The following is a 13,668-nucleotide window of genomic DNA, read 5'->3' on the forward strand; positions in this document are numbered from 1 at the left end:
ACTCTGATTCCACCTCTAGTTCGCTAAGTAAATTCTCATCAATTGGAATTATACTTGGCAGCGTATCCGTTGTTGTCGCACTAAGCGCCGCTCTTTATAACCACTATGGCGCTTACAACGATGTTGTTGCCTATCTTGAAGGAAGTGAAAGTAATGCAGAGCTCGCTAGTGCCACTGAGCAAGCACGAAACGGTGACATCTCTGCCTTACTCGAACAATTACACGCCAAGCTAAAAGATAACCCAAATAACATTCAAGGCTGGGGCCTGCTAGCACGCACCGCAATGAACACCGAGCGCTATTCTCTTGCTGTCGACGCATTCGAACAAGTTACTCGCTTGTTAAAAGAGGCTCCCGAGATAAACTATCAAGATCTTGCTGCAACCTACGGAATTACAGCTCAGGCTCAATATTACGCATCCAAGGGCATTTTCACCGACGCGCTTAAAGGTACGATTGACAAGGCATTAGAACTAAACCCAAACGAACCAAATACCTTAAGTTTATTAGCAATCAATGCGTTTACGTCTGAGGACTTCTCACTAGCTATTGAGTACTGGTCTAAAGTTTTAGAGGCTTATCCTGAACATCCGGCCGCCGGCCAGATGAAACAAGGCATTAATGAAGCGCAGCGCCGTGCAGGTATCGAACTGTCAGATTTTTCCAGCGACAGCAGCGGTTCGTTAATTGATGTATTCGTATCGCTTGATGAAACACTTCTCGGCTCAGTTAAACCCGGTGATACCGTGTTTGTATTTGTAAAAAACGCTGAAAACGCGAATCAAGCTAGCCCGCCTCTTGCTGCAAGTAGACATACTGTTTCTGAGCTTCCTCTAACAATTAACTTGAGTGACGCTGACGCAATGAGTCCTGCAGCTAAGCTTTCCGATGCTAAGCTCGTAAATGTTACTGCGCGTGTTTCCAAGTCGGGTCAAGTTAGCGCAGCAAGTGGCGATTTTGAAGGCCGAGCTGAACTGGTTGAGTTAGGTTCCGAGCAACAAGTAAAAATTAACATTAGCGAGCTAGTCAAATAAAGTTTTAGTAATAAGCGCGTAATTACGGCAAGCTTCAAAAACAAAAATAACCTTAAGGAGTGCAAGTATGACGATAAAAGTGCCAAAGGTAATCGACGAATTGGAATCCAAAATTGTCAACACATTGAAGCTCTCCCGTTTCAAGAATCAATTAGTAGGCAAGGGATATGTAACGGGTCTTAAGGCCGTTACCTATTTACTTAACATTCCAAAACCGACGATCTTTATGAGCAAAGGTGCATCAATCAACCTTTGTGAATCGGTTTCTCAGTTTGGCCTCAATAAACTTTTGATTGTTACTGACCAGGCACTTTACGATACGGGCCTTCTCGACCCAGTACTTGAACAGTTAAATCTTTCTGGGATGAAGTATTCACTATTTACCGAAGTAGAGCCTGACCCTACCTTCACAGTAGTTGAAAGTGGCCTCCGTAAGTATCGACAGCAAAACTGTGATTCTGTAATGGCTATTGGTGGTGGCTCTTCAATTGATGCTGCTAAAGTTATTGCTTTAGCTGCAAGTAACGAAGTGAGCCCTCGAGATCTGGTTGGCATTTTAAAGGGCAAGAAACCTTCTGCGCCTTTCTTTGCAATTCCCACCACTGCGGGTACTGGCTCTGAGGCAACCATTGGTGCCGTTATTTCTGACAGCATTACCCACAAAAAAGAACTTGTTATTGATACAAAAATAGTTCCTTTAGTAGCGGCACTAGACCCTGATTTAATGAAGGGCCTTCCTCCTGCTATTACTGCAGCAACCGGGATGGATGCCTTAACCCACCTTGTCGAATCTTATTTAAGCGGCATGGCAAACGAAGAGTCTGACTATTATTCTCGTTCAGGTATTCAAATGATTTTTGAAAACCTACCGAAGGTATACAAACGTGGCAACAATGCTAAAGCACGAGAGAAGATGGCGCTGGCTTCGTACTACGGAGGCTTAACGATAAATATCGCCGGATTAGGGTATGTGCATGCTTTTGCCCACCAATTAGGTGCTAAGTACAAACTACCCCATGGCGAATCCAATGCAAAAGTTCTGCCTTATGTGCTTGAATTCACTAAAGCTGCGAGCACGACACGCTTGGCTGAACTTGCACAATGCCTGGGTCTCGGCAGCAGAAATGATAATGATACAGTGCTAGCTGAAGCGTTTATTAGTGAAGTCAAAAATTTGATTTCTACGCTAAATATCGAGAACACGATACCTCAAATAAAACGCTCAGATTTTTCTGAAATTATTCAGGGTGCTTTTAAAGAAGCTAACTCAACCTACGCCGTTGCAAAGTACATGTCTTATGACGAGGCAGAAGAAATGCTCAGCGCTATCTCTGGCCGAGCCAGCGACATTTAAGGATTACGTAACCCACTAAACAGCGTCACTGCGGGTCATAGAGGGAATTAAATACCCGTTTATCTTACGCACCAGGTTTTCTGGTACGTAAGATATAAAACTCAATTAAAGGCGCTCTCTTAGTGTAATTCGCTTTAAACCAAGCAACGCTACAAGCCACAGCATCCAGAAGACTGAACCGCCACCACTGCCACCCTTGCTCGTAGTGGGTTCAGTTACTGGTTCAGAAACTAAGCTGGCAACGCCCCCTGGATCAAGCACAGTACCATTAGCCTGGCCATCTGCATCGTTGGCACCGCCATCTTCTATTAGCATCATTAGACAGTTGTGGCCTTGCGTTAAGCCTGGTTGATAAGCAGTACTTCCAGGAGAAGGGCAAATGCCTGGCTCTCCTGCACTTGAATATAGTTGGTTATTGCTATCAAGTTCAAAGTTCTGCCAGCCGTATATTGGATCTAATTTACGATACACTGCTTCTTCAGGAATCGGTTCTATAAGCGGAATAACGAGTTGAATACTACTTCCAACTGGCAACACATTATGAATTTCGAAATCAAATAGGCCGCTGGCATAGTCGAATTCAGCATCAGTTTCTAATCCCATATCCCCCAGATTTAACGCACTGAGTAATGCGCCGCCATTAGGGTCCGTCATAGCGGCTGTGCCTAAGGATAGAGACGCTCCATATTCAACCTGCATTAGGTAGCGATATTCATCGTCACTGCCTACTCGGTGCTGCAACAAAGCTGAACCGTCAATAAAATCAAGGTAGTCAGCGATACCATCATAGTCGGAATCTAGTCGCCCCTCGACGAAATCATTGACTCCATCACCATCAGAATCGTCATTTGCCGACAATGTAAGATAGGTATCAATCACTCTAAGATTTATACGTGCATTTGAAGCTTTACTTGGCGTACCGTTGTCTGTAACACTCACTTCGGCGATATATACGCCTGTACTTAAATTGACCGGATCAAAGGTAAGCGTTCTTGAGTCGCCGTCAAGGTCTACTAGCTGGTTGTCGGTTTTACTCCAGTCAAATGAGTGTGAGTCAGCCGAATTTAAATCATCAACAAGCGCATGAATAGTCACCAAGCCTTCACCTGAACTGAGCGTTGTAAGCGCCAAACCATTTTGCTCTGCGGTCACGTTTAATCTAGGGGCAATATTCGATTCTGTAATCGTGATCTGATGCTGCTCGTTCGCACCTATCACCGCATTGACCGGATCATTAAATGTAACGATAAGCTGCTCATCACTTTCAACAATTTGGTCATCTAAGACTTCTAGTACTAGCTCGGCAGTCATGCCTTCGTCAAAAATGACGACACCGCTGACCTTAGTGGACTGCTCGGTGACATTTGAGCTAGTAAGTAAGTCGTAATCATTTTCGTTAGCTGTACCACCAAGACTGTAAGGAACAAGCACAGGGTAAACTGGTGCCTCCCCAGATAAGCTCAAGTTAACTGAAACACGATTGTTTTCACTTGTGACCTGAGCTTTGCTTAACAAAAGTTGCGGTATTATCTGTATAGACTGGCTGGCAATTGTTCTATTACCGGCCGAGTCTTCTGCGAGCCAGTTAACTATGTGATGCCCCGGTGGTAGGTGGGTCTCATCTAAATTAATAAGCGCGACACTTCCATCAACATTATCGCTTGCACTAATATTACTCATTGGCACTGCAGTTAATGGCCCATTAGACGCCAACGTAATTTCAGAAACCAAATCAATCACCGGCGCCTCAGTATCTGCCGCACTAAGGAATTCATCCAAATTCGTTATGCCGTCATTGTTAGTATCAAGGCTAGCATCTGCTGCATCATTTGGGTTGAGGTTGTGATCAAACTCCCAACCATCTGGAATACCATCCACATCGCTATCAGCGCTATTAGGGTCAGTTTGCGCAGCGAATTCCTCTCGGTTGCTCAAACCATCGTTGTCTTGGTCAATAAATGCATCGCTGGCATCTTGTGGGTCCAAGCCGAACTGGATCTCCCATACATCCGGCAAGCCGTCATTATCACTGTCTGCATTATCGCTTGTAGCAGACGTAACAAAACTAAGGGTGTCACTGCTAACCATTTCGCCAAGTAAATTATAAGCGTCTACACGAACATAATAATGAGTCGCAGGATCAAGGTTCACAAGATTCACTTGGTGACTCAGTCCACTATCTATATTGGCTTCTTTGTAAGATAAGTCATCAATCGCCGTACCAAAGCTTACCTGGCCAATTGCTTGATCGGTATTAGCCCATTCAACAAGCGCTGTGTTTGTTGAAATAAAGCTTGCGTCCGGCTGCGAGCTGAAAGCAGGCAAGGGTAGATCGATCAAGCTACCGGAGTTAAAAGAAATTGTTTGGAAAGATGTTTGGTTGCCCACAATGTCAGCCAACACATATCGTAGCTCATAGCTGCTATTGGGGATTAGCTCTTGAAGAAGAATAAAGTGTGCCAGCTTCTCGGATTGTGAGCCCGCTGCTTGCCAATCAGCAGAACCTTCAGGTCTATATTCTACAAATACAACCGACAATTCATCACTTACTAAGCTTAAGCTTGCAAGCTCACCGAAACTTTCAAGAACCGGTGTTGCGGTCAGAATTGGCGCAGTGTTGTCTGAACTTGTTGAAATACTTCTTAGCTTACTAGAGGCAACTTCGATAAGCGTATTAATTTGCTTGCTTGCTGTATATCCGTGATGATCAGTGGAATATGCCGTACAAGTATAGCTATTACCTTCCACTAAAGTGGTCAAAGTAAGCGTGTGTTTCTTAGTTGGTTTAGATACGTGCACTTCAAGCGTCGCGGCGGCGCTTGTACATACCAATCGCGCATCAGCGTTTACATCGGTTTCCCAGTAGACACTCAGCGTGGCACCGCTAAGTTCGAGAACCTCCACTTCCGACATAAAGTGAGGATCGCCTTGATGGCCTCTAACTTTACTGCGGAAGGACATAACCTCACTCATTGCAAGATTACCTTGCGCATCAGCGGTCTGAACTTGGAAGTAATAAAATGTATCAGGCTGTAAGCCGGTCACTGGCAAAGTATGCGAAGCCCTTAAACCGTTTTTACTTTCAATTTGCTCAAGTTCATCTATCGAAGTACCGATTACTAGACGAGTCGTTGCAGGCTCACTAGTTTTCCAGCGAATGACGACGCTTTGATGTGTAATATTCAGTATTAATGGGCTGCCGATAATAATGGGTGCCATGGTGTCTGGTGAGGCCAGGGTTGTAAAGGTTATCGGCGTGCTGATAGTCGGGCCGTTTCCATGCCTGTCTGTGGAAGATACCGTTAAGGTATATTCTGTTTCAGGTAAAAGATCTGCCAAAGGCATTGAGTGCTCTAAGACAAAACGTTGATCACTTACCACATGGTATTGGCTGCCATCGTTATAAGATACACCACTTGTTGATGCTTCATCCGTCGTCCAGATAACTGTCGCACTGGTATCGGAAATGTCAATAACCATTGGCATCAGTAAGATGTTCGGAGCGCTGATGTCGGGGGCGGGCAGGGTGGTGACAGTCATTGCCTGACTTGTTGTAGGGCCGTTAGCTTGCTCATCACTTACTTCAGCAATAACTGTGTACGCAGTATTCGGACTCAAACTTTCGATAAGAATTTGATGGCAAATCGCTAAATCCGAAAGAGTGAAGTGTTGATCATCAACATATATCGAGCCTCTAACCGGCTCATCTGCACACAAAGATAAGGTAAATTGCTCATGCGTTATATTTGATGCATAAGGGCCTTCTAGTATCAGGGGTGCCCGATAATCCGGTACAGCAAGCGTTGTAAAACTGGTACTTAGTGTTTCAGAGGCCCTGTCATCTTTATCTAATGAATGGACATCTGCCTGATAAAGAGTCTCGGGGCCCAACCCTGTCACGACGACGCTATGCTCAGTGCTTAGTGTGTCTGATTGATAACGTAAGCCGTTTGATAAATCTACAATGCTTGAGCCAGGTTTATCACTTGTCCATTCGATAACAGCGCTTGAGTCGGTGATATGCTTAACATAAGGACCAGCAATAATTGTTGGTACTGCAAAATCACTATGAATTAGCCAGATATCTTCACTGGTTTCCTGGGTAATAGTATGGCTAACATTGGTGATAGCGAACCCTGAACTTTCTGGAGGATTAACTGATATGCCAGTTTCTTGATTTGTAAATAAGCCGAATGCAAACTCACCATTACTGTCACTGATCGCATTACTGTTGATGCCATCACCAGTATTTTCCATGTAGTAGCTGATCGAATCACGCGTATATGCATGATCTACTCGCAATTTAACACCCGGAACAGCGACGCCGTTGGCATCGAGTGCTTTTCCACTTAATACTGACATTGGAATCGTTACATCAACTGAGGTATTAGCGAAAACACTAATATTTCTGGCAGCGTAATAAACTGCAGCATAATCGGGTACAGGGTAAGCCGTAACAACACCCTCGTCATCAACTTGATTCTGGGTCTGTAAGTAAGGCCTTAACTGATAGTTTCCAAAGGAAACTTTAAACTCGAAATAACCTTCGCTGTCGGTGAGAACGGGTGTGTCAGCAAGTTGACGATTACTCTGATTATGTGCGGTAATCATTGTATGGTCTATCGGGTTGCCCTGCTCATCTAACAGGTAGCCAGATAAAGTGAAAGGCTGCGCTAAAACGAAAGAATCAGCTGTATCCTGCGCAATGACATAATCACTAATTAGCGTACTACTAACAAGCTGATTGCCTAGCGGCGGCACAAAATTAATATCGGTACTTTGGTTAGTAAACAGCGCTATTGAAAACTCACCGTTTGCGTCACTCAAAGCATGTGTCGCAGGCGACTTGCCCTGACTCTCCAGATAGAAACCTTTGTCACTGTTTCCATTTTGCTGATACGCGATATGGCTAATTGTCACGCGCGTAGCGGCAACTGGTGCGCCATTTTTGTCGCTAACGGTTCCACTCAAAATGGCCATTGGCAAGATCACATCTTGAACCGTAGCAGACTCAACAACAATATTTTCTTCTGCAAACAACACCGTTGCAAAATCAGGTAAGGGATAGGCTGGTCTTGAATCTTCGCCACGACCAAAAGGGTTCAAATGAGGCTTAATTTTGTAGGTGCCTGCCTCAACCTGAAATTGATAAGTACCATTTTCGTCTGTATAAACAGCGCCGCCAACTTGGGCGTCATTTTCCTGGAGGTGCAAGCTGAGTTTAGTATTGTCTATAGGTCGACCCTGCGTGTCCTGCAAGACACCTGAAAGCGATACACCTTCGACTAAAGTGAAGTTTTGACGTGTATCTTCACTGATACTGAAATCCTGGATACTTGTCACAGCTAGGTCGTTGCGCGCTCCCGGAGGCGTAAGCATAATGTCGACTGGCTGATCAGTGAAAATCGCGAATTCAAAGTCGCCATTATCGTCAGATATCGCATTGCTTAAGGAGTCTGTCGCATAGTTTTCGAGATAGTAGTCCTGAGTCGTCGTAGAGAATTGATGTTGAATTGTTAGCGCAACGCCAGGCACTGCGTTGCCAAAGGCATCCACAGTCTTACCGGAAAGCAAAGCAAGTGGCAGCGTAATATCGAGAGAAGTATTCGCGCTAACCTGAATATTCTGCGGCTCATGAAAAATTGCCGCGTAATCGGGTACTGGATAAGCAGGAACTGCCGAAACGCTAGCTGAGTTAAACACATCGAGTAAAGGTCTTAGCTTATAGTTGCCCGGCGATACTGCAAATTCAAAATAACCCTGTGTATCAGTGAGTACTTTATTGCCCACCTGGTTACCAGTGCTCTGCTGATGCAAGCTTACTTGAACCTTATCGATCACGCGCCCCTGACTATCTTTTAGGTAACCAGATAAGGTCAGTGCGTCACCTATCAATGTAATCAAGTGAACGACGTCGCGACCAGCAATACTTATTTCCTGCAGGGTAGGATTGCTGAGGCCACTTTCTGATGGCGGAGTAACACCAATGAAATAATCGCCAGCACTCATATTTTCAAATAAGTACGCACCGTCCGACGATGTAGCCACAGAACTCAGATATTGTTTCTGACTATTATAGATTGCTACTTCGGCTCCTCCAACGGGGCTTCCCTCACCATTAACTACACCACTTAAGCTAATACCAACTAATTCCGGTGGCGGTGGTGAAATAATTTCGGGGACATCACATGCATCGCCAATACCATTAGCGTCACGATCACTCTGATCTGCATTGGGTATTAGTGGACAATTGTCATTTTCGTCAAGTATTCCATCGTTATCGAAGTCATTTTCGATAACGATAGGCGCATCACAGGCATCACCAATCCCGTCGTTATCACTATCAATTTGATCCGGGTTAGGTGTTAATGGGCAGTTATCGACTCCGTCAAGTACACCGTCATTGTCATAATCGTCGTCTGAGATAAGCGGAACATCACAAGCATCGCCAACACCATTGCTATCACGATCAGCCTGATCGTTATTCGGAATCAAAGGGCAGTTATCGCTTTCATCTGGAATACCGTCCCTGTCGTAATCAGCTAGGGCCGGGGTATCGCAAACATCACCAACTCCATCATTATCACTATCAAGCTGGTTAGTGTTTGGAATTAACGGACAATTATCAACATCATTCAGTATGCCGTCGTTATCATAATCATCGTCAGATACTAAGGGGGCGTCACAAGCATCGCCAATACCGTTATTGTCGCTATCAGCTTGATCAGCATTTGGAACCAATGGACAGTTATCGTTGTCGTCAAGTACGCCATCATTATCGAAGTCATTGTCATTATTATTCGGCGCATCGCAGGCGTCACCCAAACCATCGTTGTCGCTATCAGCTTGATCAGCGTTCGGCGTGGTCGGGCAATTATCAACATCATTCAGTATTCCATCGTTGTCGAAGTCATTGTCGACCAATACAGGCGGGTCACAAGCATCCCCGGCACCGTCATTATCACTGTCGATTTGGTCTGGGTTTGGCGTAAACAGGCAGTTATCCACATCATTACTTACACCGTCATTATCAAAGTCATTATCGAAATGAAGCGTTGTAAAGCTAACAATCTCACTACTAGTTTTCTCACCAAGGATATTAAATGCATCAACCTGCAAGTAATGCATGGTATTAGCTTCGAGATTCAAAAGCTCCAGGCTGTGATTGCTGAGGCTACGATTATCTGAACGAAGTTTAGTTAAATCACTGTCGGCCTCACCATAGCGGACATTGCCAGTAGATGGTTGGACGGTACTCCAGCTGACCGTAGCACTATGCTCGCTGATATTACTTACAACGGGCTGCAAGCTAAATACCGCGTCTGGAATCGTTCCTGGTGCGATAGTTTCAAAATATCCTAACGGGCATTGAGCACTATTACCCGCCACATCAGTTAAAGTGATTTGTTGTTCGTACTCCGTTTCGGGAGTCAAGCCTGTAAGTAGCAGAGAATCTTGTGTAGATAAATTGATTGTGCCACTTTCTAACCAGTCAGCCGCGCCAACGGGGCGGTAATTAAGCAATGCGGTAGTCAGCTCACTTGAAGACCAAGTAAGTTGTGCCGAATCGACATAGCCCGTTGCGGAGGGTTCACCGACACATTCTGGGGCTTCTGTATCTGGTACAGCTGCCGTTGAGCCTCTTAGCGGCGCACTAACTGTATCGCCTGTGATATCCGAAGAATAAACATTACAAGAATAAGTCGTATTAGCAGCTAAGCCCGTTAAGGTTAACAAATGGTGCTTGACTCTCTGCGGATCGCTTATTTCATAAGTGACTTTTTCAAGCGGTGGCGTTGGAGGAGGGCTTGGCAGCTCAGTCTCACCATCGAAAGCTATATTAAGTAGAAGGTTTGGTGAACCATTTAAGCGACTGATCAAACCTGTTGAAGCATATCCAGTCATACTCGAAGCTACTTCAGCCGGCGAAGCATCTGGGTGAGCCTGCAAATAGAGTGCTATCGCTCCGGCAACATGTGGTGTTGCCATTGAGGTACCACTAATAGTATTGGTACCGCCATTGCTCCAAGTCGACGTAATATCTGAGCCTGGCGCGAATATATCAATACATGCTCCCCAATTTGAGAAGCTTGAGCGGCTATCATATCGAGTTGACGACGCAACTGTGATCGCAGCAGGTACTTTATTTGGCGACCCGGAACAAGCATTTATATTTGAATTACCCGCCGCTACAGCAAAAGTAATTCCAGCATCAATCGCCCGGTTTACTGCAGCATCTAGTGCCGCTGAATTTCCGCCACCAAGACTCATGTTTGCTACAGCAGGAAATTTAGCATTTGCTGCTACCCAATCAATACCTGCAATTACGCCCGAAGCTGTTCCTGAACCATTACAATCAAGTACTCTAATCGCTGTCATATTTACATTTTTTGCAACACCCCAAGTGTTGCCACCAACGGTTCCAGCAACGTGAGTACCATGGCCATTACAGTCAGAAGCGTCTGCGTCATTATCAATGAAATCCCAACCACTTGTAGCTCGACCTGCATAATCACTATGCGAAGTAAGTATACCCGTGTCGATGATATAGGCATTTACACCACTACCATCTAGCTCATAGCTATAGGTGGTATCAAGCGGCAAAGCAGTTTGATCGATTCGGTCAAGGCCCCATGTCGCACTGTTTTGCGTTACGCTAGCACTCATTACCTGATCTTGCTCTATCAAAAGTACGCGAGGGTCGTTGCGAAGATTCTGTAATTCTTCAGCTTTTATTTTTAGCACAAAACCAGGAACTGAACTGGAGTATTGGCGCACCGCCTTCGCTTTGACTTTGTTAGATATATCAGTAGCCAATGCCTGAACTGATGCCTTACGCTGCTCAGGAGATTGGTTTTTAGAGAGCCCGAAAAACTGCGGGCTGATCGGTGAAGGGGAGTATATGCTGCGATTTCTGCTTGAGCTCTGCGTTGCGTTTTCGGGCTCTTTTAGTAAAACGATGTATTGTTCTTCAATTGACCGGGTTGGCGCAGCAGCAAAGTAGGGTGCAATTTGCGAAGAGCTGGAGAATGTTGTTGCTTGCTCAAACTCGCTAACAGCTTGCTCAGCCTCACAGACTAACCGGCTATCAGCATCAAGATTTGTTTTCCAGCTAACAGTCAGCGAATCAGTACTGGCATTTTCTATGACTGGCTCTGCTACAATTTCTAGTGTAACGGGCGCAACACCGGGTAATAAGGTTTTAAATGAAAGCACATTACTGGTAACGGTATTATCAGAAAGATCTGAAGACTCGACCCTAAAGTAATATCGGGTGTCGGCAGCAAGGTTGAAAACAGGAACGCTGTGTTCAGTAGAAAATCCATTTAGAGTAAAAGTCTGATCTAGGGACTCTTCGCTTAGCCCCAGACGAACCGTACGAGATGAAGACTCGGTAGTTGACCAAAGTATGTCTGCGCTGCTAACTGTAATATTTTCAACAATAGGCCCTGCGATAATTTGAGGTGCTGTCGTGTCAGGCAAAGCTAAAGTAGTAAATTCAACAGGCGCGGAAATGCTCGGCCCGTTCCCGGCTGCATCAGTGGAAGACGCCCTTAAGACATAAGTAGTATTAGCATCTAGACCACTTAAATACATTTCATGCGAACGAACCAAGGGCTCGCTTTGAAGCGTATTAGTGCTATTCCCGTCCGTATAGGAAACACCACTATCTGCTGCTTCGTTAGTCGTCCAGCGAACGATTGCGGTCGTTTGGCTTATGTCACTTACGATGGGTCCAGTTATTTCAGGTGCAGAAATATCAAGTTCAAATAGTGTGGTTACCGTTTGTGGTGAGCTTAATACAGGCCCATTTCCAGCAATATCGGAGATAGCAACAACAACTGAATACTGCGTACGCGGTGTAAGGCTAGGTACAACAAGTTGGTGACAAGTAGCGGCACTATCAAGGGGAAAATCGCTGCTGTCTTCCGTGCCGACGGTGACGACAGTAACAAGAGCTGTTACCGGCTCATCAGCGCAAAATGATACGGTAAATTTGTCATAGTCTATTGAGCTAATAGTTGGTCCGGTGACAAAAAATGGTAAATCGGAATCGGGTAAGGGGGATGTTCTAAAGTTAGCTGGCACTTGCTCAGAACTTAAGCCATTATCATCAATTGAAAATACAAGCGTCTCGTAGGCAGTATCAGCTGATAAGCCGCTTAATACTACAGAATGATTAGTCGTTAGATCTTGGCGGGAAAATGTATCACCTCCGCTAATTACGACCGTGCTATCGGATTCCTTATCCGTCACCCACTCTACGACTGCAGATACGTCACTTATGTTTTTTACGAATGGACCCGAAATAATTTTCGGCGGTATTAGCTCGGTTGTTGGGTTTGACTCCGTTGTAAAACTTATCGTCTCACTAATACTTTGCTCACCTTCAGAATTGAAAGCATCTACCTGAAGAAAGTAAGTTGTTTCTGCTTGCAAGTTATTAAGCGCGATAGCGTGAGCGGCGGTAAAGTTGAAATCGGATTCAAGCTGGTTCATTTCGTCAGACGTGAGGCCATAACGAACTTGACCTGTTGATGCCTTTTCTGTTGACCAGTTGACGATTGCGCTAGACGCGCTAACATCACTAACGAAAGGCTGAATTGTAAATAAGGGGGCAGGGAGCTCAGGTGCACTAGCTTCAGTTCCAGAGTTAAACTCCGCTATAGCGCAATCAGCACTATTACCTACAACATCAGTCAAACTTATTTGATACTCATAATTGGTGTCAGGTAATAGCCCGTTCAGTAATTCTAGTCCCGTCTCTCTTAATTCTGAATTCGCCTGCTGACTCCAAGTACTTGCTCCTTTTTCCCTGTAGTTAAGGCTTATTACTGCTAGCTCACTGCTTTCCCAAGTGACTTCGGCAAAATTAACAAATGCTTGGGCTGTAGGTGGTGTTATACAGTTTGGCGGGGTTGAATCTACAAATTCTGTACTTAAAGCACCAATCACTTTGCTAGCAATAAAACCTTCTATGTCCGTCGAATAAACCACACAGCGATATGCAGTATTAAACTCTAATCCAATTAGAGTAAGAAGATGGTTTTTGCTTAATTCTGTTTTATTTACCTCGCTAATCCCGTTCACCGATTCGCAAATTAGACGGCTATCTGAGTATCGATTCGTTTTCCAACTTAAAGTGATGCTGTTACCCGTCAAACGCTCAATAACAGGCTGTGAAATAATTTCAAAACCATTAGAGACACTTTGCGATTGGGTCGTAAAAGAAGAAACGTTGCTATGAACTTGATTTCCGCTTAGGTCGCTTGATTCGAC

The 13,668-nt window shown here is 44.8% G+C and carries 3 protein-coding genes; 2 read left to right on the forward strand and 1 reads right to left on the reverse strand.

The genetic code is table 11. From position 1 onward, the window contains the following. Positions 1–1,034 (forward strand): hypothetical protein (locus A3761_RS26890; RefSeq protein WP_068749891.1); only part of this gene is annotated, 1,034 nt, incomplete at its 5' end. 67 nt (positions 1,035–1,101) lie between these two features. Next, on the forward strand, positions 1,102–2,388 hold the full coding sequence (locus A3761_RS04410; protein ID WP_068510746.1) for an iron-containing alcohol dehydrogenase: 1,287 nt from the start codon (positions 1,102–1,104) through the stop codon (positions 2,386–2,388). Between the two features lie 105 nt (positions 2,389–2,493). Here A3761_RS04410 and A3761_RS28450 read toward each other — a convergent pair whose 3' ends face one another. Beyond that, complete coding sequence (locus tag A3761_RS28450; protein ID WP_231881155.1) at positions 2,494–13,479, reverse strand: thrombospondin type 3 repeat-containing protein; 10,986 nt, start codon at positions 13,477–13,479, stop codon at positions 2,494–2,496. Positions 13,480–13,668 lie beyond the last annotated feature (189 nt).

The organism is Oleiphilus sp. HI0123, from assembly GCF_001635315.1.